The organism is Achromobacter colocynthidis (assembly GCF_057334535.1).
In genome coordinates this window covers 329,083-354,148 of record NZ_JBHFIZ010000038.1, presented here as the reverse complement: position 1 = coordinate 354,148, position 25,066 = coordinate 329,083, and the positions used below count along the sequence as shown (strand labels likewise).

Genomic DNA, 25,066 nt, shown 5'->3' with positions numbered 1-25,066 from the left:
AGCGCCGGCTCAGGCACGGCGCTTGATCAGCCCCAAGGCCAGCGCGGTGCCCACCAGGATGATGGCGGCGCCCAGCGCGATGGACGGCGTGATGCTCTCGTCCAACAACCACGCGCCCCACACCACCCCGAAAATCGGCACCAGGAAGGTGACGCTGACGGCGGCGGTCGGTCCCACATTGGCGATCAGCCGGAAGAAGATGATGTAGGCCGCGCCCGTGCAGACGACAGCCAGCAAGATCGTGGAGATCCAGGCGGTCATTGACGCGGGCGTCTCCGGCCAGGCGGATATCGCCAGCGGCAGCAGCACGAGCGACGCCGCGATCATGCTGCCCGTGGCGCTGGCCAAGGCGTCCACGCCGGTCAGGAAACGCTTGGTCCAGTTGGCGGCGATGCCGTAGAACACGGGCGCCGACACGGCGGCAAGCACGGCGGGCCCGGTGCCTCCGGTCTGGAAATTCAGCTTGTCCCACACCAGCACGATAATGCCCACGAACCCGATCAACAGGCCCAGCGACCGCATCCACGGCAACCTGTCTTTCAGCCACAGCCACCCGACCACCGCGCCCCATACCGGCGTCACCGCGTTGGCCCCCGACAGGAAGCCCGCGCCCAGCGATTGCGCGGCGTAGGCGTAAAGCAGGAAGGGCACGGCGGCGTTCAAGGTGCCCACCACCAGCAGCGGCTTCCAGTGCCGCGCAATCACAGGCAGCTTGCCGCGCCAGATGGCCGCCGGCAGCAGGAACAGCGCGGCCAGGCCGACACGCAACTCGATCAGGGCGATGGGCCCGAAGTCCTGCACGGCAAGGCGCATGAACAGGAAAGAGCCGCCCCAGACCGCCGCCAGCAGCAGCAGGTCCAACAGATTGCGTTGACGCATGATGTGTCTCGGTTTGCCTTATTTCCGGCCAGTGACCAGATTCTTCATCTTGACTCGATGCGCAAGCAGCGCACAGGCCAGGGACAGGACAATACACAAGACCAGGCCGGCCCGCACTCCGTTTAGTACCGTGCCGTGTGAAATCATGATGCCCACCAGCGCGGTACCCAAGGCGCTGCCGATCGCGCGCGTGGTCTGGACCAGCGCCGACGCCACGCCCACGTCGCGGCGTTCGCTCAGCATCTGCATGAAGAGCGTCAGATTGGGAAGTAGAAAGCCCAGCGCGCAGCCGTTGACGAAGAAGGCCGCAAGAATCCACCAGGCCGAGGTCCCGGGCGAAATCAACAGCACCATCAGCGTACCGGCCGCCAGCAGCAGGCCGCCGAACACCATCAGGCGTTGCGGTTCAGTCTGCTTGGGAAACATCCGGCCATTGATGATGCTGCCGACTGAAATCGCCGCGACCAGCGGGGTCAGCAGCAAACCCGCTTCGCTGGGCGAGTAGCCCAACACCTGCTGCAACAACAGCGGGCTATAGAAGATCAGCACAAACATGACCGCGCCCACCATCATGGCGGACAGGTTCAGCAGGCGGGATTCTTGCCCGGCCAGCACGCGTAGCGGAAAAATGGGGGACTTTACGCGCCGCTCAGTGGGAATCAGGATGGCGATGGCGGCCACGCCAATCACCGCCAACAGGGCGCCCAACAAGGGATGGGCATGTTCGCCCCGGGCGAAGGCCAGTTCCAGCGCCGCCAGCGGGGCGCCCACGGCCAAGACCAGCAAGATGGCGCCTACCCAATCGATTTTGCGGCTGCCATCGTGCATGGGGCGGATGCGCGGGAAGTAGCGCGCCAACAGAAAAAACGCGCCGGCGGCCGCGATAGGCGAAATGAAGAACGCGGCGCGCCATCCCAGCGCCTGGGTCGCCGCGCCGCCCAGCACCGGGCCGATCCCGCTGGCCATGGCAAACGCGGCCGACACCAACGCCATCCAGCGCACCCGCTGCTTGGCATCGGGAAATAGGTCGGCCGGCGCCGCGAACGCGGTGGCGATCATCATGCCCCCGCCGACCCCTTGAAGGGTGCGGAACACGATCAGTTGCGTCATGGATTGCGCCAGTCCACAAGCGATGGAACCCAGCGCGATGATCAGCACGGACACCAGCATCAAGGGCTTGCGGCCGAACATGTCGCCCAGCCGGCCAAAGATCAGGATGGACGCCGCGGTGGCCAGCAGATAGCCGGTGCCCACCCAGGCGTAAAGCGCCATGCCGTTCAATGCCTCGGCCACGCGAGGCAGGGTGGTGCTGATGATGGTGGAATCCAACGCGGCCAGCACCACCGTCGCCGACACGCCCGCCATGGCCATCAGCAAGTCTCGTCGAGAGCGAGGGGATTCGGCGGCTGGCTGTGTCGGTGGCGGCGGCGGAGTCATGCCGCCTAGGATATCACCGGCCCACTAGGGTTTTCACTTGTAAAACGAGTGATAACCCCAGAAAACCGCGATAACCAACACGACCAGCAGCCATGACCATCGGGAATTGGACAGACCGCGGGGTTCGGGCTCGGGAGGAGGGGGCGGCGGCGCGACGCGCGGCTGGGTCGCCATGTGGTCGATGAAGGCGGCAAAGAACTTCTGAATGATCTTGTCGCCCGCTTTCAGCAGCAGGCCTTCCCCGCATTCGGCCAACTTGCCCCCGGCCATGCCCGCCACGGTGTAGGCGACGCGGGTGCCTTGGTCCTTGGTGCTGAGGTTGACCTGCGCGGTACCGATGGCCAGGCAGGCCGCGCGGCCCTTGCCTTCGAAGACGAGTGTGCAACTGTCGGGAGCGTTGACGTCCGAGAGCAGGATCTCGCCCTCGTAGTCGGTGTCGATCCCCGCGATGTTGGCCCGCAAGGTGACGCCGTATTCGGTAGGGCTGCGCATCGCAACTTCCACGCAGCCCGGTATGCACTTCTGCAAGACTCTCGGGTCAGTCAACGCATCCCATGTCTGGTGTTGCGTTGAAGGAATCCATTGGGCATCGGCAATGCGCATGGCTGTCTCCTTATTTATATGTTCATTTTTGCTCTAAAGCAGGATTTACGCCAGTTACCCAGCCATGCGAGCATGCGCGTTGACTACCGCGAGCGCCCAAAAAGTAGAATGAGTTCCATTTCACGACCCGAATATCGGCGTTGCGCACTCATATCTCCGAAATTCAATCAGATGATGTTGCGCGGTTCCGACACAAGTGGCGGATGGCTGTCCCACAGTTGTAATCTGGCTTACGATCGCGCGTCATCGCGCTCATGACTGGCGGCTGAGTGTTTGCGGTATATGAAGTTAGAGTATCTCAGTCAAATGGATGACGCTGGCCAATCGAGGAATCGCAAAGGTTTGGTTAAACTTCAAAAAACTATCAATTTCTACCTGTATTTCTAATTTAAGAATAACAGTGGGCATGAATTGATTGACTTTTTGTTGCTGAAATCTTTTGTCGTATGCGGCCGAGATGTCGTGCGATTTGAATCCAAAGCGTGGTGGTGTCCGTAGGACGTTACGTTGGTACACGTTATAGGTTAAATCAGAAATAGCTTAACCAAGGTTAAGTATTAAAATGCCCGCTTCAACGGGTTCAAAGAGATATGGTCTATTTGCTTGTCGCCTTTCTGGTTTCTTTGGTTATTACCATGCTGCTGGTGCGATTCAACGCACTGCATGGTCGATTTAGTTTCGATCATCAAACAACTGGCGCGCAGAAATACCACGACCGGCCGGTGCCGCGTATTGGCGGGGTGTCGATCGTTATTGCGATGCTTGCCGTCATGCTGCTGGCGATTTTTCGCGAGCCAGCCCTCGGTTATGAACCCTTGGTTTTGCTTGCTGTCGCGATGCCTGCATTTCTGGGCGGCCTGGCTGAAGATCTGACCAAGAAAGTCAGGGTTCTGTCCCGACTGGCATTTGCAATGATTTCGGGCATGGCCGCCTATTATTTCCTGGGCGCAACGCTGGACAGATTGAATATATTCGGCATCGACTGGCTGCTGCAGTTCGGTCCGATTTCATTTGTTGTCACGGCCTTTGCGATCGCGGGAGCCGCCAATGCGATCAATATCATTGATGGCTATAATGGCTTGGCCGCCGTTGTATCAGTAATGATTTTTGCTGGATTTGCGTACGTTTCTTATTATGTCGGCGATCGCCTCATCCTTACGGTTTCTGTGGGGATGATGGGTTCCATAGTGGGATTTCTGGTGTGGAATTATCCCCGCGGGCTTATTTTTTTAGGTGATGGCGGAGCGTATTTCATCGGGTTCATGATTGGTGTTTTGTCAGTTTTGATGCTTGCGCGCCATCCCAATGTCTCCGCTTGGTTTCCCCTGTTGCTGTGCATCTATCCGGTGTTTGAAACTCTATTTTCGATATATCGGAAAAAATTGCTGCGCGGACAATCCCCAGGAGTTCCGGATGGTGTGCATCTTCATATGCTCATCTATAAGCGTCTTGTGCGCTGGGCCGTGGGTTCTACCGACATTAAGCATAGAACACAACGTAATGCGATGACTTCGCCATATCTGTGGTTATTGTCATCATTCGCTGTACTTCCGGCCGTCCTTTTTTGGCAGAATGAGTACTTGTTAATGCTCTTTGTGGCATTGTTTTCGATCCTGTACGTAGTGCTTTATCGAAGATTGGTGCTTTTCAGAATGCCTAAATGGATGGTGATCAGCCGTAAGCACAAGTTTGGGGCCTTGGCTGTTAAAAAAAAGGCGTCCAGAAGAAGGCGTTGGTAAAATTGCTAGGCAACTTCGATGCCGGGCTTCGTGTGTCGCCGTTTTTTTTAAAATAAGGTGTTTTGAATGGCAAAAAGCGAGCGTTTTCTGATTTTCATCCCATGCTATCGATGTGAGAAGCAGATTCCGCGCACTGTGGCTCAATTGGCAGGAGCAGCCGCATTGGATTGTGAGGTTCTAGTTCTGGATAATAGAAGTCCGGACGGCACCTTGGAAGCAGCCATTAAATCGGCAGACAGCCTAAAAAGCGTTCCGGTAATCGTTGCCAGGAACGATGAAAACTACGGCCTGGGAGGGTCGCATAAAGCGGCTTTCGATTACGCGATCAAGCAAGGGTTCGATTATCTGATCGTGCTGCATGGCGATGATCAGGGAAATATCGCAGACCTGCTTCCCATGCTAGAGGCTGGCAAGCATCGGGACGTCGATAGCCTGTTGGGAGCGAGATTTATGGCGGGTGCCCGACTGCACGGGTATTCGGCCTTCCGCACCTTCGGGAATCGTGTATTCAATCTTTTGTTTTCAGTCGTTGCTGGGCAACGGTTATATGATTTGGGCGCCGGCCTGAATCTGTACAAAATCGAATCACTGAAAAAATTCAATTGGCGTTTTTTCGGAAATGATCTGACTTTTAATTACTACATGATTCTCGCCTCCGCGGCGTGGAATTGGAAGTTGCGATTTTTTCCGATATCGTGGCGCGAAGACGACCAGCTGTCCAACGTCAGGCTGTTTCGCCAAGCCAAGCGCACCTTTGGCTTGCTCGTGAACTTCGCCATCGCCAGACGATCTTTTTTATCTTCAAATCATTCGGGCAGGGAAAGTGGGGATTACCCATTTTCGATCGTTCATTCAAATCGAGTTGAGTCGAGCTCCGACGATGCTACGTTACGCTAGGCTGTGCCAGCGCCTGGTGCTTGCGTTGGGGGCATGCTTCCTGCTCTGGGGGCTGGTCGTCAATATCGCGGGCATTGCCGCGGTGTTCGAGCAACCCAGGGCAGGGTTGACCATGCTTGTGATCAGTAGCAGCCTGTATCTCGCCTCGCATGCAGTGCGCATGGTCCGCTTATGGTTGTTGATCGGCGGCGGGCGGTTGCGCCAGCTGCTTCGCCTGTATTGGTACACCACGGCCGTGTCCCTCGCCATGCCATTCAAGTCGGGGGAGTTGATTCGTATCCTGGAAATCGGCTGGAGCACCAAGGGTGTCCGTTTTGGCATGGTGGTGGTTTGGGTCGAGCGTGCGTTCGATGCTGCGCTGCTTGCTGTCGTGGCGATTGGCTTGTCGTATTCAGCGCAAGATGCCCGGCCGTTTCTCCTGCCATTTATCGGGGTGATGCTGCTGTTTCTCGCGTTGTCGCTGATTTTTCTGTGGGCTGTGCCTGAAAACCTGTCTCGAATTAATCTGCACATCATGAGGGTTTACTCGGGCCGCCGCGCAGTTCAGTTGCTGCGCGGAGTGGGCTACTTGAAAACCTTTTCTGGCGATGCGCGCAAAATATTACAAGGCCGGGTATTAACTTTTGCGATACTCACGCTGCTCATCTGGACATTTGAACTGTTTGCGATTGCGAGTATTGTTGCGCGCGATTTTCCGATGATAACGGGGTTCACGGAGTTGCTGGCCAAACTTATTCCCGGACTCTCTCCGTCTGATTCGCAGAGCGGTACAGGCGTATCGCCCTGGATCTTGAGTGTATATGCGCAGGCGCTGCTCGTACAGGTGCTCGGATGCCTTGTGCTTATTCCCTATATTCGTCAGCGTTTGCAAGACACTTGTGACATTGGAATCCGTGATGAAAACGCTAGTGGTATACGATAATTCGTTCGACGTTCCGGAAGATGTCAGCCACCACCTAAGTCTTGTCAGGTTCTCTGACCTTCGTGTGCAGCGTCGAACGCTGAAGGATCGGATTGCCGGGGCTGTTGGCCGTTTGCCGAAGGGCGTACAGTTACTGATCCTCGAAAGTGAAGCCCAGAATCAGGACTATTTACTGCGCCGCGCACTGCATGAGCGTGCAAGGGTGGTTTATGTGCCGTCCTACCTGGCGATGCTGAATGACGAAGAGACGGTGTCATTGTTCCTGGAGAAACTGACGCTGGCCGAATGCTCTGTCAAAGTCCTCCCACCGTCGTTTGAAGGCGAAGTGTTTACCGGTTTACCCATCGCTGTGGTGATCGAGGACGACGCGGCCATGTTCGTCGAGGCGATGCTGCAAGGTGAGCACCAGGCGGCAATGGCCGATCTCCTGTCATCGATGGAGCCAGTGCCTGATGACATCGGCATGGCGGACTTGCGAGACCCCGCGCAGTTTTTGTCTGTCGCGACCTCTTCTTTTGATGTCCGCCATTTCAATTCGGTGGCTGCGACGGATCGCTTCACGGTGCTCAAGCGCTCCAGCGACACAGCGAAGCTTCGGCGGGAGTATGACTTCTACGCATTGCTACCGCCGGAAATGCAGCGATACTTTGTGCAGCCTTACGGATTTGTGGAAGAAGCGCAGACAGCCAGCTACAGGATGGAGCGCCTCTTTGTGCCCGACGTAGCGTTGCAGTGGACGCATCGCGCGTTCACCCCCCATCAATTTGCACAGTTGCTACGACGCATATTCCATTTTGTAAATTGCCGGACTGCGCGCACCGAGGCATCGAGCGACCCTGGTAATGAGGGATTGTTTCTTGGGAAGGTGGCAGACCGCATCGCTACGCTGGAAAAGAGCGATATTTTCCCTGGGCTCGAAGTGCAGTGCAAACTGGCTTTCGGCGGTGTAAGAGCGATTTTGGATAGATACAATCGTCTTTACGCTACGCTCACCAAAGACGTAAAGTTTCCGTCACCGGTACTTAGCCACGGTGATCTTTGTTTCTCCAATATTCTCTATGGGAGAGCAGAGGGTACGATGAAGTTCATCGATGCGCGCGGCGGATCAAAGCTGGAAGATCTGTTTATGCCTGCGTACTACGACGTGGCAAAACTGTCGCATTCGATTGAAGGGTCTTATGATTTCATCAACGCAGGGCTATTCCGGGTTGAGCTGGACGATGTTAATCGACCTAAATTGATTATTAATGGTCATGACGAAAGCAGCTACGCGAAAATGTTCAGGAGCCAATGCTTGCAAGCGGGGTTTGTACCCCGGCTGGTGAGATTGTTCGAGGCCTCCCTGTTTATCAGTATGACTCCGCTTCATATTGATGCTCCGGTGAAGGTGTTGGCGTTTCTGCTGAATGCTGATCGTATTCTGGATCAGGTAGAAGTTAAATCGAATTGGAGCTGAGTCGATGATTCGTAGTGATAAGGTTCTGGTTTTCGATGTGGACGGAACTCTGTGCGAGATCCGGCGGGATGGGCAGCCGTATGCTGACGTTGAACCTCTCTGGCCAGTAGTGGAAAAACTTCGTGAATATAAACGTGAAGGTTTTTACATAGTTCTCAACTCCGCAAGAAATATGCGGACCTATCAGGGCAATACGGGATTGCTGAACGCGAATACGCTGCCCGTGCTGATTGATTGGTTGAAAAAGCATGATATTCCCTACGACGAGCTGCATCTTGGCAAGCCTTGGCCGGGAACCAACGGGTTTTATGTTGACGATAGAACGATAAGGCCTGACGAGTTTTGTCGGTTGAATTATCAAGAGATTCTTGCCCTGCTGGGTGTGGAGAAAGGAAAGGAATGATCGTCATCATCACCATGGCGGGAATGGGAAAGCGTTTCCGCGACGCCGGTTGGAATGTTCCCAAATATCAAATCGAGGCCCACGGCCGATCCCTGTTCGCATGGTCCATGCTGAGCTTGCGCCAGTTTTGGGCGGCGGGTGCTGAAGCGATATTCGTCGTGCAGCGGCAGGACCAGGCAAGAGCATTTATTGAGCAGGAATGCACGCTGCTCGGCCTGGCTGGGGTGTCCATTGTGGAAATCGATGCGCTGACGGATGGGCAAGCCACGACTGCAATGCTGGGGGCCGACAGCGTGCAGGACGAGGCATCGCCTATGTTTGTCTATAACATCGACACGTTTGTGCACCCGGACAGCCTCGCTCCCGTCGACGTCCGGGGCGATGGCTGGATACCTTGCTTCAATGGCCTGGGCGATGGTTGGAGCTTTGCCAAGGTGGATGCAGATTTTCGCGTCACGGATATTCGCGAGAAGGAGCGCATTTCGGACTGGGCGACGGTTGGCCTGTATGGCTTCCGATCCGTGGACCTGTACCGTGAGTTGTATCGTGAGTTCTTCAGCGGCGGCCAGGGACTGGCCAAGGGCGAACGCTACATTGCGCCGATGTACAACCATCTGCTTGGGAAGGGGCTGCCCATATATGTTCAACCCTTGCCCGCTTCGGCGGTAATCCCGCTCGGTACGCCAGTTGAATTGGAGCAATTCCTTAACGCCCAGCCCCCTTCCTTGTGACTTGTCTTTGGACGCGCGCGTGATACGTATGCGGAATGCCTTTTACGGCACGGTTCTTGCAACTTTGCTGGTGGTTGTAGGCTTGATTGCGTATGGGTTCGTCATCCCGAGTTACGGCTCATTGGCGGTCTTGGGTGCGGCCACGGCAATCGCGGGGGTCGTGGCACGGCGCGCAATTGCGAAACCGGTTTCACTGTTGGCCATTGCAGCGGGCGTAGTGGCTGGTGCGGTGTTTTGGCACGCTGCCCCATCGATAGGCCTATACCCGACGGTGACGCTTAGCGTGACTGGCGATAAGCATCCGGACGCGAAGGGCGCCGAGGTATGGCTCACGGGAGTGGGGCTGGCCTCGGGTCAATTCAGCGTTAGCGGCTTTGATGGTTGGGCGAAGCGAGATGGCGTCGTGGTCGGCTACGGTGACACGGCCAAGACTGTCCAGGTGCCCAAATCGTGGCAAGCCGGCTCTGTAGTGCGGCTGGGCAAAAGTCCCTACTCGGGCATCGTGGAGGTCGGCGTCGATGATCGCAAATCCCGCATAGATCTCTATTCCGCAGAGTCATCCGCGACGGACATACCGTTGCCGCCGCCCAAGAGTTCGATCCTTTCGGCGCCGTTCCGAATATTGACGGCTTTGCTGTTTGCGTGGGCCGTCTTTTACATATGCGCCGCCTACATATTTGGACACAGCGCATTCAGAGTCGGTATCGCCGTGATTGCAATACTGACGGCGACATGTGTGTGGCTGGCCATGACGCATTCCATAGCGGGCGATGTGGAATTCCTGGCCGTCGGCGCGCCCGCTCCCGCGAACGGCAATGCCAATGGCCACCCCGCCACGGTGTTTCTGGGGACGGCGCAAGGCAAGGTCGAAGGTCTGCCGCTGCCGTATGCCTACTATCAGGCAAGCGCGCCTGCGTCTTTTGCCGGCATATCGTCGCTGCGATTGCAGACGAATACCGCGCCGCTCAATGTCTGGACACAGGCTGGCGCAGATGCATCTTCAAAGTTGTCGTGCACTCGGGACACTCCTCTTGTTGTTGAATTCGATCCGCGTCGTGCCGGCGAGCTGCACGCCCGCGTGGGTGAAAAACTGACGGCCATCGCGGCTCCGGCCGCCGCCGATTCGACGGGGTCTACGGATGCCAAGCGGCTCTTCGCTGTTTGCTGGCCTTACGGCGACGGATTGATGGTGGCTTGGACGTCGGCCTATTTCCGCTACAACGCGTGGAATGGCCCCGTGCACGCCGTCGATCGCGTGTATTTGGACACGCCGGAACAGCCGGCGTTGATGTTGCGCCTGTCGTCACAGACGGGGCGGTATGCGCCAATGGAATCGATCGGTCCTGGCGAGTATGCATATCCGAAGCTGACCTTTCCATGGAATCACGCAGAGCTCGCTCGTAGGTTGGCTACCGCGCTGATCGCCGGCTTATGCGTCTTGCTGATCATCCCTGTTGCCGCGATCTGCAATATGGTCAAGGCCAGAGCCAGGGAAGGCAGACGGGCGTCAACGGCATGCCTGCTGGCAATTGCTGGTGTGTGGATGGTGGCCACTATCGTTGTCGGCTGGCCCGGCATTATCGGTTGGGATGCTATAAGCCCCGTCATCCAGCATGGCACCGGCGGAGTCTCATTATGGTACGGGGTTGGTTACCCTCTCCTTGTTTCCGCCTTAATCAACCTTGGTGGCCTTGAGTTTTCGCTGCTATTAAAAGCGTTTATTGTGTGTCTGGTGGTGTTGTGGGTGGCACTACGTGCACTCGAAGAAGACGCCAGCGGCTGGGTCATCAATGTTTTTGCCGCCGGGATGTTCCTGCTTACGGGAACGACAATGGTGGCCGCAACTGAATTGCGTGATGCGGTCAATGGTGTTGTCTTGAGCGGATTCGGTTTGTTTTGCTATGTGCTGTTGACAGGGGGCAGACGACAATCTGCATCGTTGTCTCCCTCGCACTACGCCATGATTGCGCTGCTGGGCACGTTGCTTGTGCTGTTGCGGACGGACAATATTGTCTACGTGGGAGTGTTACTGTGCGGGTTCGCATTTATGCGACCACGCCGGCGCAACGTTTTGGCATGCTTGTCCATCGTTGTCTTGTGGTTGGCTGCGACGCCGTTGTCGACGCGCTATGTGATGGAACGGGGCGACCATGGCAGGGCAGAGATGCGGCTATATAAGGTCTCGGCTTTTGTGAATCCGCTGGTCGGCATGCTTCGGGGTGAGGCGCTGACCCAGGGCGAGCGCCTAGCCTTGAGCACAACGTTGGACAAGGTATTGAAGGTGGATTATTCCGTTGAACACTGGACTCCTTCGGATGTGATCTATTGGCATCAGTCTGACAAGGGTTCCCCTTCGCCGGAAACGTTGGCCGAATTGCAGCGCGCTTTCATCTTCAATGCGTTGCATCATCCCGCGGAATTTTTCACGTTGAGAACAGCGACCTTCGTGAAATCGTTAGGGATGAACCAGGCTGCGGCTTGGCTCGCAAAAGGGCATATTGATCGGACATTTTCTCTGCCCCCTTACTTCGACCACTTGGGTGGACAGGATGTCCATTGGCGCAGCATGGTAGCCCTTGCAGGCTACCGGCCGGCGGAGCACCTGTTTCCGGCTCTGGCCGCGAAGATGTACGCATGGTACGAAGGCATCGCGTTTGGCGCTTTGCAGCTATTGTGCGCAGTTGCTCTGATGTTTGGCTTCCGGCATCATCCCGCGGCGTCGCTGCTTGCCGTCGCATTGATCGCACGCGCGGGGCTGTTCTGGTTGATGCAGCCAGCATCGGTCTTTCTTTATCTAAGTGAACTGCAGATACTTGGTACGTTATTGCCATTGCTGGCATGGATAGAGTGGCGCCAGCGCGTCCGGGGTTGTGTAGATGCTTCTTAAGTTTGGTTTGATTTCCGGCCTGGGCTGGCTGATAGATTTTTCGATTTTTGTCGCACTCGGTGCGGCGGGATTCATACCGGGCGTCGCTAATGGCATTGCCGCCACTGTCGCAGTGACCTTCGTCTATTTCTCGTCCTTGCGGCCCATATTTAAGTATGAGGGGCATTACATGATGCGAAAGTTGATGGCCTATTGGCTATATCAATTTGTCGCCGTCACGTTAGCGTCCCTGACAGTGAATTTCCTGGCCACCGTTGGCATGCATTCAATCGTGGCGAAGATAGTCGTCACGCCCTTTACCTTTTTGGCCAATTATCTCTTTATGAAATGGTTGGCCGAAGTCGGTCGCCCTGGAATTTGATTTCGACGGTTCCATCGACGCATTGGTACCGAGATTGCGGCGTGTCAGAAGAGGTGCATGAGTGGAGATACATCGTCACCGCACGTAGTAGGTCGCAATACTTGGCTTTAACATCATTCGCAAGACGGACCGGCTTTCCTGTCGGCCCAGCGCCGCCTTCTTTTTGAACTAAAATTCTTCGACTTACGCGGTTGGCTATGAAGGGCGGCCATGCCCTGATCCATGCCGACGCGGTGCTTCAAGCGGCAATTGTTGATGCAGCGCTGCCGCGTGTGCTGAAGCGGCCGCCCCGATTCTTGACATATAAAAACATATGATGATCCGTTCAACGCCTGCCGCTGGCGAGCACATTCCGGGAGGCAATCCTCCCGACGCCGCGGCCGAGCCTGTCAAAGGCCCGGCTTTGGGGGCTGAGTTGGCGCAGTCACGCGTACAGCTTGCGGAACTGTCCGCCCGGTACGAGGAAGTGATTCAGTCGCCGGCATACCGGATCGGGTCGGCGATTTCCCGCAGCCCGCTTGGCACGCTGTACCGCGCTGTCTCTCGATTGCGCAGGCACCAGCAAGTGTCCGGCAGCCCCGTGGCCGGATCGCCTTCAGCGACTGAAGTCCGTGCGGATCATGCGAGCTACTCATCCGGCGAATTTCTGGCGCGGCTGCAGGCGCTGCGGCAAGGCGAGCCGGTTGCGATTGCTCACCCGGAATGGCTGGGCATACGTAGTTCCGCGTCACAGATCTTTGAGCATTTGCTGTTTCTGCGCGACGATCTGTCGCCACCGATCGCTCAAGAAATTGCGCGTCGTCTGGCAGATTGCAGACCTTCTGCTATTGTTTTCCAAGGCTTTCCGTACACCTATCAGCATTTGGTCGAATCCTTGCATCGCTCGGCGCAACACATTCCCCTCTACGCCGTCTGGCACGGGACGTTCATGCAAGCCAGCGAAGATTACGCTTGGCGGAGCTTTCGTCTGGTCTGCTCGCTTCAGCGGCAAGGGAAGATTCGGCGGATCGGATGTGTGAAGCGAGGACAGGACGAAATTCTGCGCCGAAATGGCGTGGACGCCAGCTTCCTGCTGAACCGGTACACCCAGGTGCCGCAGCACGCCTCACAGGTCGCCGATGGCGCAAGCCGCCTGGGCATCTGGAGCATTTCGGAGCTCCGGCACAAGCCGCCCTACGAAATGCTGGCAGCCGCGTCGATGATTGATAACGCCATCGTGGTCGGATCCGTGGCTTCACAACGGATGCGCGAGTTCTGCGAGGAATTCGGTGTGCCCCATGATTTCGTTGGAAGCATGGTTCCACAGGCTGAGATGCCGGAGCATCTAGCGGCTTGCCATGTGAACCTCTACGTCACGTTGAACGAGTGCGCTCCGATGTTGCCGCTTGAGAGTTTTGCGGTCGGCGCGCCTTGCATCGTGGGTCCGAATACGCCCTATTTCGAGGACGATCCCTACCTGCGCAGCAGGCTGGTTGTGGATGTGCCGGATGATGCGAGCGAGATTGCGGCCCGCATTGGAGACGTTTTGCGTGAACGCGACGAAATCGTCTCGGCGTACAAGGCGTACGCCATGCGATACAACGCTCTTTCGGTCGCCACAGTCAGGCAGTTCCTGGACTGATGCGCACCACCTGCTTCGTTACCTACGAGCTGTATCCTGTGACGCGAGGCGGTTGCGGTGCGCTGCTGCACAACCTTGCGAGCCAATTGCTGGCGGCCGGCGATCGCGTCGTGTTCCTGCTTGATGTCACAGAGGAAGTATTCGACCGCTTCGATCAGGTTGAGCGGGCAAAGCTTCCCAATGCGCACAACTGCGTCGCCTATCGGGTGGAATCGCTGCTTGGCGCCGACATCGCTGACGCTGCGCAGTTCATCTGCTGGTATGACTGGCGCGCCTTTGTGCTGCATCAGGCGGCCTTGCGTGTGCATGCGCTACAGCGCCCCGACTTGATCGAGTTCTTCGATTTCTACGGCACCGCTTTTTACGCATTGAGCGAGAAGCTTGCACTCGGGGCTTACGAGGAAACGAGGATCGCTGTCCGGTTCCATGCCACGATCGAGGCGATGGATACCGTTGATTTGACCAATGCGTTGCATCGGGATCTCTACACCTTGTACTCCTTGGAGCGGGCCTCCTTGGCGCTGGCGGACACGGTAATCGTGCCTTCGGCGGGCTTCTACGAGGAATCTCTCCTGCCGCTGTATCCGTGGCTGCCGGGAAAAGAGTCGATAGCGGTACCCCCATTGCGCAAAGTGCTGCGAAGGGAGCAGGTTTCTCCTTCAGCCAATGGCGTCTTGTTTTACGGCCGTCTGTTTGCGATCAAGGGCGTGGATCTGCTTGTTGATTCAGCCATATCCTGGATGCGGCAATATCCTGAATCCCAGGCCGAATTCTATTTCCTTGGAGGCGACTCGAATCAGCCTCCGGATGGCGCGTATCCCTATGCTGAATACCTGATCCGGCGTATTCCTCAGGACTTGCGCGGGCGGTTTCATTTCATTGGGCACGTCACGCACGAGCAAACCGAAGCCTTGCTTCGCGACGTTCGATTTGCGGTATTTCCTAACCGGTATGAGTCTTTTTGCTATGCGGCGCACGAGATATACACCGCTGGCGTGCCGATGATCGTGTCCGATATTCCGGGGTTCAAGGATTTCTTCGTACACGAGCGCAATTGCCTGCAGTTCGAGTCCGGCTCCTCTGACGCCCTGGTGTCTTGCATGGCTCGACTTTGGAATGACGCCGGGTTGAGGCAGCGCTTGTCGTACCCCTATCCCGTTGTTTTGGATGAGGTTGCGCAGATCTACCGCGAGAGCCCTGCGGCAAAGACCATCGCGCCGGAGAGCCGGGAGGCCGGGATATTGGTGCTGATCCTGACGGACAGCGTGCATGATGCCCAGCTTGTCAGTGAGGTAACGACGCGCGCCGGCTGTGAGACGCTCTTGTTGCTACGTGCGGCGTCTGACGCCACCGAGCCCACTGTCGTGCTGTTCGGCAGCAATGTACGCTGTGTGGACCCGACCGGCAGGGACGTGGACGTGCATGCCGTGCGGACCCGGCAGGCAGTGTTGGTGCTACGAAGTTCGGACCGCGTAGATCCAAGCTTCTTGAGCGCAGCTTCGGCAGTGCTGGCCAGCCGTCAAAAAATCGCCTACGTCAGCAGTTGGATGGAGCAGGGGGGTGGACCCACGGCGTATGCGCTCCCATTGATGTTGGACGTTGCACCGACATCTGGGCGGAGTCCGTTTACACGCAGCGTGATGCGTACCCAGAGTGGACGGCAGTTGCTTGATGTGTTTGACGCGGGCATGGGGGAGTATGCAGAGCTGAAGTATCTGTGGGACTTGACCCGGGAGCACGCGATGGGCTTGGTGATACCGCGAGCTTGGGTTCACGTTGTCGCCGAACCTGACCAGTACCCCTCGCCCAAACAGTTCTCGTATTTGCTAAATGGCAATTTCAGTTTGGAGCGCAAGAAGCGAATCGCCCAGTATGCGGTGGCAACGTGGAACATGTCGTCGGGCCAGGACTCGCGTAGAAGAAGAGTCCTCGACAATATGAGTGCTTTGCCCACGCCCGTCATTTTGGTATTGCTATTTTTGGGACGATCCATTGCTTATACATATCGCCGCTCTCGTTCGGCATGGCAGGGAATGAGGCGGCGTCTGAATGCGCTGGGCAGAGGTCGAAATGGCCCGCAACGGCGTGAAGAGAAATGATTATGAGAGGTCTGACTTGATTCGGGAAGTATTTGAGCTGGTGCGAGGTATGTTGACTCGGCATCGGCAGCTGATAGTGCAAATGATCAAGCGCGAAGTGCTGGGCCGCTATCGTGGGTCGGTGCTCGGGCTGGCATGGTCGTTGTTTAATCCGCTTTTGCTTTTGATCGTCTACACATTTGTTTTCTCGGTCGTTTTCAAGGCAAAGTGGGCGGGGACTGCGCCTACGCAGTCACACGGCGATTTCGCGGTGATTCTGTTCGCCGGCTTGATTATGAACAACCTGTTCGCGGAGTGTTTGAACAGAGCCCCGTCGCTGGTGCTGTCGAATGTCTCCTATGTGAAGAAAGTGGTATTCCCGCTTGAGACTTTGGCTGTCATTGCATTCGGATCCGCGACATTTCATCTGCTGGTGAGCTTTGTTGTTCTCCTCATCGCACAGATTATCTTCCTGGGGAACATACCGTGGACTATCGTTTATCTGCCCATGGTGTTGGTCCCGCTGGCGCTTTTCTCACTGGGCATCTCCTGGTTCTTGGCTGGCCTGGGCGTGTATATCCGGGATACAGCCCAAGCCGTGTCGCTGTTAACCATCGTGCTGACGTTTGTGTCTCCCATTTTTTATCCGCTTTCGGCAATCCCGGAGCGCATGCAGATCTACGTGAAGCTGAATCCCATGACCTTCGTGGTTGAGGAGACGCGCAACGTCCTGATCTTCGGCAAGTCTTTGAATTGGTCGCTCTGGAGCATCTACACCGCAATCGGTTTTGTCGTGTTTGTGCTGGGCATTGCTTGGTTCCAAAAGGTTCGTAAGGGGTTCGCCGATGTCGTCTGACAACATCTCGATTCACGTAGAGAACCTGGGGAAGTGTTATTCAATCTACGCGAAACCCCAAGATAGATTGAAGCAAGCATTGTTTGCGCGCGGCGCGAACCTGTTCGGTCGACAAGCGAAGAGTTTCTCGGAGGATTTTTGGGCGCTCTCGGGTGTATCTTTTGATGTCAAGAAGGGCGAAACCGTAGGCATTGTGGGTCGCAATGGGTCGGGTAAATCCACCTTGTTGCAAATGATCTGCGGTACGGTCACGCCGACGACGGGGTCTGTTCAGACTTATGGACGAGTCGCTGCGCTGCTGGAACTTGGCGCCGGGTTCAATCCCGAATTCACTGGGCGCGAAAACGTTTATCTGAACGCATCGCTGCTCGGGTTGACCTACGAACAGATTGATCAACGATTCGACCAGATTGCCGGTTTTGCCGACATCGGTGAGTTCATCGAGAGTCCGGTCAAAAAGTATTCAAGCGGCATGTTTGCCCGACTGGCGTTTTCGGTCGCCGTGCATACCGATCCAGAGATTCTGATTGTCGATGAGATTTTGGCTGTTGGCGATGCGGCTTTTCAGCGGCGTTGTTTGAAAAAATTTTACGACATCCGTGATGCCGGGTGCACGATCCTGTTCGTTTCCCATGACCAGTATCAGGTCAAATCTATCTGTAGCCGCGCCCTGTATCTTAATCAGGGCCGGCAAGTGGAGTTCGGGCAGGCCGGGAGAGTGATCGACAAGTACACCATCGACATGCAGGCGGCCTTGATGGAGTTCGAGGAGCGCGAGGCAGCTGCTGGGCACGGACACACCGCGTCCATGCCTAAGGAACTGGATGTACTGGATACGTCCAACCCGGATGATGCATTGCAAGAAGGCGCGGACGCAGCGTTGTTTGATGCCTCGGGGGAGGCCGCCGTCCCCAAGTCCGGGCCAATGCCCGAGAAGCTGTATGTGATCGACGATGTGTGGCTCACCGATGCGCAAGGTGATGAGCGCATCTCGGAAGTGGCCACGGGGCAGGATATCAAACTGAACGTTTCGTTCCACGCGCTGACCAGCCACATCCCGGATCGAGTCAGCTTTGTATTCAATCTTTATCGTCATGACGGACTTTATATTTGCGGAACGACGACGCTGATGGATGGTATGCCCCCGCATCCGGGATGCGCCAGCGGCACGTATTCGGTCAGCTTTCCCGCCTTTCCCTTGTTAGGGGGAAGCTACAAGTGGCGAGTCGCGATCAACGACGAAGGTGGCTTTGTTGTGCATGCCGATGCGAACAACGCCTGCGCGTTTCAAGTCCTCGACAATTTTGAGGCAGTGGGTATCCTGTCCCTGCCTCGAGAGTGGAAATTTAACCTTATCGAAAAGCGATAAATTGACCGGTCACGGTCAACGGTGAGAATGAACAAATGGAACGATTGAACTTTGACAAGAGCACCCAGTATGACGGGCTGGAGGCTGCCATCCATATTGCAAGATACTCGTTTGCACAGCCTTACTGTCCGAACAAGCGTGTCTTGGACGTGGCATGTGGTGAAGGTTATGGATCTCGCTTGCTGGCGGATTGGGGCGCATCGGAAGTCGTAGGCGTGGATATCTCGCACGACGCGGTGAAAGCTGCGCAGCAGCATTTTGGCGGTCAGAATGTGAGCTTCGTGCAGAGCGAAGGCGAGACGCTGCTGGAGAAGTTCCAACCGGAAAGTTTCGACGTTATCGTGTCGTTCGAAACCATCGAGCACGTTACCGATCCCGTGAAGTTTCTGGAAAACGTGAAGCGCTTGCTCAAGCCCGGTGGTGTCATCGCTATCAGTTGTCCAAACGATTGGTGGTATTTCCCCACCGAGCAGGAAAAGAATCCCTACCATCTTCGGAAGTATCTGTTCGAAGAATTCAAATCGATGACGGAAGGTGTCCTCGGCGCAGGCAAGGGCTGGTTTCTTGGCGGGCCGATGACCGGCTTTCTGAACCTGCGGCATCAGCAGTATCCATCCGACGATGGTGAAACCGGTCAACTGCAAATGTTGAACATGGTTCCGATGTTGGCGGCTCAACTGGTGCCGAGCGACAACAAGGCCGGGCCCCAGCCCGAGAACGCGAGTTATTTCGTCGGTATCTGGACGGAAGGCGAACTTGCTGGGCAAGGTGTCAGTGCCGGTGCTGCGATTCTTCCGCTTTCGATGGACTCCTTCCGTACTGGAATTTTCCAAGGCCATCTGCCTTCGGTGAAAGAAGCATTGGAAGCGCAGCGTGCGCAGCACAATACCGAACGTGCCGCCGAACGTGCCGCCCTTGAACAGCAAGCGAGGGTATTGGGATTACGTGTGGAAGCGTTGAGTCTGGAACTGCAGCTGACACGCGAGCAACTCGCCGATCGTGTGCATCGATTGGCCGTCGCAGAGCAAACCCAGGCATCGATGGCTTGGGCAGCCGCGCGATATGAACGGTTGAGTGGATTGGTGCCGGCAGGAATGCGGCGCACCCTCATGTCTTTTTACCGTCGTTTTTGGAAGGGCGGCCGTGGCAATTGACACTCTGTTGGTTCCTGGCCTGCGTGCCTATACCTATGTCTCTGACGAGAGGCATCGTATTTTGCACCAGGCTCCGGGCGGTAATGCAAACATCGGACGAGATGGCGTCAATTTGACGATCACGTGTTTGTCACTGAACCGGGCGGCGCTTACCGAAAAGCTCCTGAGTTCGGTGGCTCTGCACGTGCCGGACTTCGCCGGAGAGTTTCTCGTCATCGACAACGGATCGCAGCGAGAGACGCTGGGCGAGCTTGCGCGCATTTGTGAACAGATGCCGTTTCGTACGCGAATTGTGGCGCTGGACAAGAACTATGGCGTCGCGGGAGGCCGTAACCGCACCATGTCAGAGGTGCACACCGAGTGGGTATTGTGCCTGGATAACGATATCTATCTGACGACGAATATTCTGCCTTCCATCCAGCAGGACATCGCGACGCTTGGCTGCCATTTCTTGAATGTGCCGTTGCTCAATCCCGATGGAAAGACCGTTTTTGCCGCCGGAGGTCATCTGTACGTCTGCACCGAACCTACGGGTTTGCATCTGGGCGCTGGCAGCGCGTGCAAGCAGGGCGAATTACAGCAGTCCGCCATGGAGCCGTTTCTGTCCACCTTCTTGCTGGGCGGCGCGTGTGTGCTCAAAAAAACCACCTTTGAGCGCTTGGGTGGCTACGACGACAATATGTTCGTCGGGTTCGAAGACATCGATTTCTCCGTTCGTCTTTTTCAGGAGGGGTACAAGGTTGGCACGACGTCAGTTCTGGGCTTGATCCACGATCATCCGCCTCCGGCCTCCCAAAGCGATCGGGACTATGAGCGAGAGCGTTTTTCGCGAAACGTGATCTATCAGTCCGCTCGTTATCTTGAAAAGAAGCACGGCTTCGACATCTGGGGCGACGGCCTCGAGCATTGGCTTGCGTTGCGTCACGAGGCTCTGGGTTTGTCGGGTACGCCCGAGGCGGCAGTTCTTGCCACGGAGCCTCCAGAGTCCACAACGCGTCCGAAGGTTGCGCTGGTGATCGATGTGGAGGGCTGGGCCTTTTCAAACATCGCGCGGCAGATTCAACGGTATTTGGGCGATCGTTTTGAATTTAAGCTTATTTCTTCGCAGGAGATGCCAGAGCCCGGGCAAATCTTCATGGCTGCAGCCGATTGCCATTTGGTGCATTTTTTCTGGCGCGAGTATCTGCGTCTGATAGATCACGAATGGGCAAGGGGATGCATCGCGCGCACTGGCATCAGCTTTGCCGAATTCGAACGCCGGTTCGTGAAGAACAAGCCGGTGACGACTTCTGTCTACGACCATCTGCATTTGGATGACGGCCAAATTGTCGATCGGCTAAGTTTCTTCCAACAGCGCGCGACGTCATACACCGTGGCGTCAAAGCGCTTGGCGGACATTTATCAGTCCATTCCCGAAATGCCCGCGCCGGCATGCGTCACCCAGGACGGCGTGGATCTAGACCTCTTTACGCCGCGCAAGCTCGAGCGCTTCACTGACATGGGTGATCGACCCATCGTCATCGGCTGGGCGGGCAATAGCAAATGGGCGGCTGAACTGCCCGACATCAAGGGATTCAATACAATCCTGATGCCGGCGATTGCGCTATTGCGCGAACAAGGTGTGCCGGTGGAGACGCGGTTTGCAGATCGGCAGACCGGCTATGTCGCGCATGTCGATATGCCCGATTATTACGGCGGCATCGATCTGTATGTATGCCCGTCTTTGATCGAGGGCACGCCTAACCCGGTGCTGGAAGCGATGGCGTGCGGCGTGCCTGTCATTTCCACTGATGTGGGTATCGTTCCCGAGGCGTTCGGCCCGCAGCAGAAAGCGTTTATTGTTGCCGAGCGGTCTCCCGAGGCGATCGCCGCCGCGATTCGTCAGATGCACGAAAACAGATCGCTTTTTGCGAAGTTGTCAAACGAAAACCTCGAATCCATTAAACCGTGGGATTGGCGCATTCGCGTGGAAGCGTTCGCGCGCTTCTTTGAGTCAGCAATAGACGAATTCCATCGGAATCAGGAAAAGCAGCAGGCGCAGCGGTGATTGGTATGCATAGTTTGGAAGGTCGGGAGGGGGAAGTATGGACCTGAAGGTTCTGTCGATGTTTGCCGGATTTGGGGCGGGACAATCCTCGCTTCAGGGCAATCTGTTTGGTGTGCCGGCGATACATAAGGTCCCCTCCGAAGCGATCGACTTCGCGGACGCGCATGGCCTCTCGCATATCAACATCTGCGGCGCCTTCGAAAGTCCTGTCGCTGTAGGCCGGGAGCACGTGTTTTGTCATGCCGCTTCCAGCACGCCTGGTCAATTGCCTTTCGCATCGGGCGCCGATACCTGGCAAGGTCAAGCGGACGCGTTCGTACGCGCCCATTCCGACTCCGCTTCTTGGGTGGTTAGCGCGGGCTTCCTGGCCGACCTCGTCGATCCGAGGCCGTTTCTGCTGGCGCTGAAACGCTTTTGTATGGAATCCGGGCGGCCTATTATGTTCGTGCATGGCGTGGACACAGGTCGGCAGCGCAATTGGACCGCGACACAGTTCGCCAGCTTTCTCGATGCGGGCGGATTCCATGCGACATCAGAAAGAAAGCAGGGCCCGGCGACCATCCGTGAGACTGCGCTGACCAAGCCCAGCTACGCCAAGCACCTGGCGAACTTGGGTTTTTCCACCGACCTGGTGGCGTCTGATCTGCTGCTGGTCACAACGGAAGATGCGTCGATCCGCCCGACTGGCGGGATAGGCACATACACCACCAACATCAAAGCGGTTGATCCAAAGGTTTCCGTTTTGTTTTGCGATATAGACGTGCCCGCATCCGTCGCAAAGGACGGGCGCACGTTTGTACCCCGCATGTTCGGAGAGCAGGGCACTAAGGAAGGTTTTTTTGATGGATTGGGCCTTCTGGAGGCCCTGTATTGCATCATGTTCCTGCTCCCCGATCTCGCCGTGATCGAGTCGCAGGATTACAAATCGATTGGTTTTCGAATCGTTCAAGCCAAACGAACGGGTTGTCTGCCGCCGTCGGTGACGGTTCGGGTGTTCATGCATGGCTCAATCGACTACGTGAAATATGGCGCACAGGATGAGGGCGCCATGAATTACACGCCTTACGAAGCGGCGCAGGCCATTCGCGACAGCTATCTGTTCAAACATGCCGACGCTTGTTTTGCGCCTTCGGAGTATCTGGGCAAGCAGCTGCTTCAACATGAATTTGGCTACGAGCCGGCAGACCTGAGCATTACGCGCCTACCCTTTGATTTGGACTTGGTACGCGATACGGGTGTGATTTCGTATCGGAAGGTCAAGCGTATTGTTTTCGTGGGCAAGTACAACCAATTGAAGGGTTGGCCCGATTTTGTTCAAGCCATTGAGGCATTGGGCGAGGCCGGACAATTGGCTGGTATTGAAGAGATTGTGTCCCTTGGGCCTTTGGGGCCGTCGCAAGAGGATCGTGCGCGCATTGCGAAACATGCGACGTACAGGGATTTGCATCTCACGCACGCGCAACTCATCGCATTCGTGCAGGAACGGGCTCCGGACAGCCTATTCGTGGTGCCATCGCGGGGCGAGAATTATCCATTCGTGATTCTCGAGCAGTTGCTGATGGGTACGTTATTAGTCGCGTACAACACGGGTGGCGCGATCGAGGTTGTCGATGATGCCGAGCATGTGGCAAGGTTTTTCTCTGCCCCCAATGCCCGTGCATTGCAGTCGAAGATGGCGCAGATGCTTGCTGCCGTGCCGGCTGGGTATGAAAAGGCACTCAATGCGTCCCGCCTTCGAATCCGTCAACGACAGGTGGATATCAACAAGTGGTGGTCGCGCAAAGAGCGCCCGACACCTGCAAGAACCTGGCAGGAGTGGCAGCACTCGCGGGATTGCGATTTGAGTGTTGTGATACCCGTATACAACACCAAATTTGAACTGCTTGAAGAGTTGCTGCAATCCGTAAGGCGTTCTCGACTGGTTCCTGTCGAAGTTATCATCGTCGACGATGGTTCGGAGGAAGATTACGCGGGTGAATTGCTGCAACGCGCAGCCGCTGCATTGGGCGAAAAAATCCCTCTGCGGATCCACCGGCAAGAAAATCGGGGTTTGGCTGGTGCCCGCAATACGGGGCTGGCGTTGTCGAATAGCGAGTTCACATTCTTTGTGGATAGCGACGATGTTTTGCTGCGTAATACGCTCGAAACGGCAGTCACTGCGCTACGGGCGGATACTTCGTTGGTGGTGGCGACGGGTTTTGCTATTCACTTTGGCGAAGCGCTTCAGTTGAAGGACGGCGCCGAAGCGTTGCGAGAGGGCTGGTTCTGGAAGGCTCTGGGTGTGCCGGAAGCCAAGGCTTTGGCCATGCTGGAAAATCAGTACATCACGGCAAACGTCGCAGTCAGGACTCAGGCTTTGCGGGAGTTCGGCGGGTGGGACGACTCTGATCGATCGGTATGGGAGGACTGGGCGTTCTTTTCGCGTTTGGCTTGGAGCGGCAAGCGATTTTCGCTCATTCCGACGGCAGGCTACCTGTACCGCAATACGCCTGGCAGCATGTCCAAAACATACAACCGGTATTTCGGACGCCGCCGACTGGTGCGCAACACAGTGGGCATGAGCCGCCTGGATGCCAACGTATTGTTCAGCCTGGTAAACAATGCAGGGACTGGCGGCGCGCAACTTGCCGGCCCAAGTCTTTCCGAGAAAGAAGCAGAGCTCGTGAACTTTGTGCGCAGCATGGTTCAAAGGCCACGTGTTCGCCGGATGATGGTCGGAGCTTACCGGCTCTACAGCAAGGTGCGGAGATTCTTTTGATGTCAGAGGCCGCGACCGCAACCTCCGCGGACTCCTCATGGCGGCCGTTTTCGGTTCTGATGGCTGTGTATTCCAAAGAGCAACCCGCGTATCTGGCGGCCGCGCTGGAAAGCCTGCGTACCTGTCAGACCCGCCTTCACGAAGTCGTGTTGGTGGAAGATGGGCCCCTGACGCAACCGCTATTGGAAGTGATTGAGAATTACCGGGCGAGTTTGCCGATACACTCTGTGCGGCTGCCGGTGAACCAGGGATTGGGCCCTGCGCTCACCGCTGGTTTACACGCGTGTTCGACCTCGTGGGTAGCGCGGTTCGACACGGACGATTTGGTGGAGCCTGATCGGTTTGAACGTCAGCTTGGTTGTCTTAGCGCGCATCCCGACATTGATATCTGCGGCGGGTGGATACTTGAGTTCGACGCAGACCCGCATGCCGAGGCCGGCCGCCTTCGCCGTGTGCCGTTGTCGCACGAGGCAATCGCAGCCTACGCGCGTAGTCGAAATCCGTTCAATCATATGACGGTGATGTTCCGGCGCGATGCAGCGCTAGCAGCGGGTGGCTATGGGGACGAGCCGATGTACGAGGACTACGCTTTATGGGTCCGGATGCTGCAATATGGCGCCCGCGCAGTAAATCTGCCTGAAGTGCTTGTTCGAGCGAGAACGGGGCACGCCATGTTCGCGCGGCGCGGTGGCTGGAAATATGTGGTCAGCGAGTGGGATATGCAACGGACGTTTCTGCGCAGCAAATTTATCGGCCCGAGGCAATTTCTGCTCAATCTGCTGATCCGCCTGCCCGTGCGGTTAGCGCCGAATAATTTACGCAGATTGGTATATGAGCGCTTTTTGCGCCGTTAGAGTAATGAGTCGAA

At 56.5% G+C, this 25,066-nt stretch carries 19 protein-coding genes; 16 read left to right on the top strand and 3 right to left on the bottom strand.

Annotated features, from left to right (window positions below; genetic code table 11):
• Positions 1-9 precede the first annotated feature (9 nt).
• The 3 genes from ACE04A_RS25770 to ACE04A_RS25760 form a co-directional block, all read right to left on the bottom strand.
• Positions 10-879, bottom strand: coding sequence for a DMT family transporter (locus ACE04A_RS25770; RefSeq protein WP_485820669.1), 870 nt, complete (start codon positions 877-879; stop codon positions 10-12).
• An 18-nt stretch (positions 880-897) separates the two neighbouring features.
• The gene (locus ACE04A_RS25765) at positions 898-2,250 is read right to left on the bottom strand and encodes an MFS transporter (protein WP_259251100.1); all 1,353 of its coding nucleotides are present in this window, start codon (positions 2,248-2,250) and stop codon (positions 898-900) included.
• 99 nt (positions 2,251-2,349) lie between these two features.
• On the bottom strand, positions 2,350-2,919 hold the full coding sequence (locus ACE04A_RS25760) for an SRPBCC family protein (RefSeq protein WP_259251098.1): 570 nt from the start codon (positions 2,917-2,919) through the stop codon (positions 2,350-2,352).
• A gap of 590 nt (positions 2,920-3,509) precedes the next feature.
• Between ACE04A_RS25760 and ACE04A_RS25755 the strand changes: the two genes are divergently transcribed.
• The 16 genes from ACE04A_RS25755 (at position 3,510) to ACE04A_RS25680 (ending at position 25,052) form a co-directional block, all read left to right on the top strand.
• On the top strand, positions 3,510-4,658 hold the full coding sequence (locus tag ACE04A_RS25755) for an MraY family glycosyltransferase (protein WP_448718261.1): 1,149 nt from the start codon (positions 3,510-3,512) through the stop codon (positions 4,656-4,658).
• A 66-nt stretch (positions 4,659-4,724) separates the two neighbouring features.
• A complete protein-coding gene (locus ACE04A_RS25750; protein WP_448718262.1) occupies positions 4,725-5,555 on the top strand; it encodes a glycosyltransferase family 2 protein in 831 nt (276 codons plus the stop codon).
• Positions 5,539-6,477 carry a hypothetical protein gene (locus ACE04A_RS25745; protein WP_448718263.1) on the top strand — a complete coding sequence of 313 codons (939 nt, stop codon included), beginning with the start codon at positions 5,539-5,541 and terminating at the stop codon, positions 6,475-6,477. The genes ACE04A_RS25750 and ACE04A_RS25745 overlap by 17 nt, the downstream gene beginning before the upstream one ends.
• On the top strand, positions 6,452-7,933 hold the full coding sequence (locus tag ACE04A_RS25740) for a capsular biosynthesis protein (protein ID WP_448718264.1): 1,482 nt from the start codon (positions 6,452-6,454) through the stop codon (positions 7,931-7,933). Before ACE04A_RS25745 ends, ACE04A_RS25740 begins: the two co-directional genes overlap by 26 nt.
• Before the next feature lie 4 nt (positions 7,934-7,937).
• Positions 7,938-8,336 carry an HAD family hydrolase gene (locus ACE04A_RS25735; protein WP_448718265.1) on the top strand — a complete coding sequence of 133 codons (399 nt, stop codon included), beginning with the start codon at positions 7,938-7,940 and terminating at the stop codon, positions 8,334-8,336.
• A complete protein-coding gene (locus ACE04A_RS25730; RefSeq protein WP_448718266.1) occupies positions 8,333-9,067 on the top strand; it encodes a glycosyltransferase family 2 protein in 735 nt (244 codons plus the stop codon). Before ACE04A_RS25735 ends, ACE04A_RS25730 begins: the two co-directional genes overlap by 4 nt.
• Positions 9,068-9,095: 28 nt before the next feature.
• Positions 9,096-11,954, top strand: a complete 2,859-nt coding sequence (locus ACE04A_RS25725) for a hypothetical protein (RefSeq protein WP_485820668.1) — start codon at positions 9,096-9,098, stop codon at positions 11,952-11,954.
• Positions 11,944-12,315 carry a GtrA family protein gene (locus ACE04A_RS25720; RefSeq protein WP_448718268.1) on the top strand — a complete coding sequence of 124 codons (372 nt, stop codon included), beginning with the start codon at positions 11,944-11,946 and terminating at the stop codon, positions 12,313-12,315. The genes ACE04A_RS25725 and ACE04A_RS25720 overlap by 11 nt, the downstream gene beginning before the upstream one ends.
• A 313-nt stretch (positions 12,316-12,628) precedes the next feature.
• Complete coding sequence (locus ACE04A_RS25715; protein WP_448718269.1) at positions 12,629-13,936, top strand: glycosyltransferase family protein; 1,308 nt, start codon at positions 12,629-12,631, stop codon at positions 13,934-13,936.
• Positions 13,936-16,035, top strand: a complete 2,100-nt coding sequence (locus ACE04A_RS25710; protein WP_448718270.1) for a glycosyltransferase family 4 protein — start codon at positions 13,936-13,938, stop codon at positions 16,033-16,035. The genes ACE04A_RS25715 and ACE04A_RS25710 overlap by 1 nt, the downstream gene beginning before the upstream one ends.
• The gene (locus ACE04A_RS25705) at positions 15,986-16,870 is read left to right on the top strand and encodes an ABC transporter permease (protein ID WP_485820667.1); all 885 of its coding nucleotides are present in this window, start codon (positions 15,986-15,988) and stop codon (positions 16,868-16,870) included. Before ACE04A_RS25710 ends, ACE04A_RS25705 begins: the two co-directional genes overlap by 50 nt.
• A complete protein-coding gene (locus tag ACE04A_RS25700; protein WP_485820666.1) occupies positions 16,860-18,239 on the top strand; it encodes an ABC transporter ATP-binding protein in 1,380 nt (459 codons plus the stop codon). Before ACE04A_RS25705 ends, ACE04A_RS25700 begins: the two co-directional genes overlap by 11 nt.
• A gap of 35 nt (positions 18,240-18,274) precedes the next feature.
• Positions 18,275-19,393 (top strand): class I SAM-dependent methyltransferase, encoded by a 1,119-nt coding sequence (locus tag ACE04A_RS25695; RefSeq protein WP_448718273.1) that lies wholly within the window; start codon positions 18,275-18,277, stop codon positions 19,391-19,393.
• Positions 19,383-21,440: a glycosyltransferase gene (locus tag ACE04A_RS25690; protein WP_448718274.1), complete on the top strand. Its 2,058-nt coding sequence runs from the start codon at positions 19,383-19,385 to the stop codon at positions 21,438-21,440. The genes ACE04A_RS25695 and ACE04A_RS25690 overlap by 11 nt, the downstream gene beginning before the upstream one ends.
• 37 nt (positions 21,441-21,477) lie before the next feature.
• Positions 21,478-24,198, top strand: a complete 2,721-nt coding sequence (locus ACE04A_RS25685) for a glycosyltransferase (RefSeq protein ID WP_448718275.1) — start codon at positions 21,478-21,480, stop codon at positions 24,196-24,198.
• On the top strand, positions 24,198-25,052 hold the full coding sequence (locus ACE04A_RS25680) for a glycosyltransferase (protein ID WP_485820665.1): 855 nt from the start codon (positions 24,198-24,200) through the stop codon (positions 25,050-25,052). The genes ACE04A_RS25685 and ACE04A_RS25680 overlap by 1 nt, the downstream gene beginning before the upstream one ends.
• Positions 25,053-25,066 lie beyond the last annotated feature (14 nt).

Excerpts from the sequence above, each read along its gene's own strand:
- ACE04A_RS25770 (WP_485820669.1), bottom strand. The coding sequence starts at position 879 with ATGCGTCAACGCAATCTGTTGGACCTGCTGCTGCTGGCGGCGGTCTGG.
- ACE04A_RS25765 (WP_259251100.1), bottom strand. The coding sequence starts at position 2,250 with ATGGCCATGGCGGGCGTGTCGGCGACGGTGGTGCTGGCCGCGTTGGAT.
- ACE04A_RS25760 (WP_259251098.1), bottom strand. The coding sequence starts at position 2,919 with ATGCGCATTGCCGATGCCCAATGGATTCCTTCAACGCAACACCAGACA.
- ACE04A_RS25755 (WP_448718261.1), top strand. The coding sequence starts at position 3,510 with ATGGTCTATTTGCTTGTCGCCTTTCTGGTTTCTTTGGTTATTACCATG.
- ACE04A_RS25750 (WP_448718262.1), top strand. The coding sequence starts at position 4,725 with ATGGCAAAAAGCGAGCGTTTTCTGATTTTCATCCCATGCTATCGATGT.
- ACE04A_RS25745 (WP_448718263.1), top strand. The coding sequence starts at position 5,539 with ATGCTACGTTACGCTAGGCTGTGCCAGCGCCTGGTGCTTGCGTTGGGG.
- ACE04A_RS25740 (WP_448718264.1), top strand. The coding sequence starts at position 6,452 with ATGAAAACGCTAGTGGTATACGATAATTCGTTCGACGTTCCGGAAGAT.
- ACE04A_RS25735 (WP_448718265.1), top strand. The coding sequence starts at position 7,938 with ATGATTCGTAGTGATAAGGTTCTGGTTTTCGATGTGGACGGAACTCTG.
- ACE04A_RS25730 (WP_448718266.1), top strand. The coding sequence starts at position 8,333 with ATGATCGTCATCATCACCATGGCGGGAATGGGAAAGCGTTTCCGCGAC.
- ACE04A_RS25725 (WP_485820668.1), top strand. The coding sequence starts at position 9,096 with ATGCGGAATGCCTTTTACGGCACGGTTCTTGCAACTTTGCTGGTGGTT.
- ACE04A_RS25720 (WP_448718268.1), top strand. The coding sequence starts at position 11,944 with ATGCTTCTTAAGTTTGGTTTGATTTCCGGCCTGGGCTGGCTGATAGAT.
- ACE04A_RS25715 (WP_448718269.1), top strand. The coding sequence starts at position 12,629 with ATGATGATCCGTTCAACGCCTGCCGCTGGCGAGCACATTCCGGGAGGC.
- ACE04A_RS25710 (WP_448718270.1), top strand. The coding sequence starts at position 13,936 with ATGCGCACCACCTGCTTCGTTACCTACGAGCTGTATCCTGTGACGCGA.
- ACE04A_RS25705 (WP_485820667.1), top strand. The coding sequence starts at position 15,986 with ATGCGCTGGGCAGAGGTCGAAATGGCCCGCAACGGCGTGAAGAGAAAT.
- ACE04A_RS25700 (WP_485820666.1), top strand. The coding sequence starts at position 16,860 with ATGTCGTCTGACAACATCTCGATTCACGTAGAGAACCTGGGGAAGTGT.
- ACE04A_RS25695 (WP_448718273.1), top strand. The coding sequence starts at position 18,275 with ATGGAACGATTGAACTTTGACAAGAGCACCCAGTATGACGGGCTGGAG.
- ACE04A_RS25685 (WP_448718275.1), top strand. The coding sequence starts at position 21,478 with ATGGACCTGAAGGTTCTGTCGATGTTTGCCGGATTTGGGGCGGGACAA.
- ACE04A_RS25680 (WP_485820665.1), top strand. The coding sequence starts at position 24,198 with ATGTCAGAGGCCGCGACCGCAACCTCCGCGGACTCCTCATGGCGGCCG.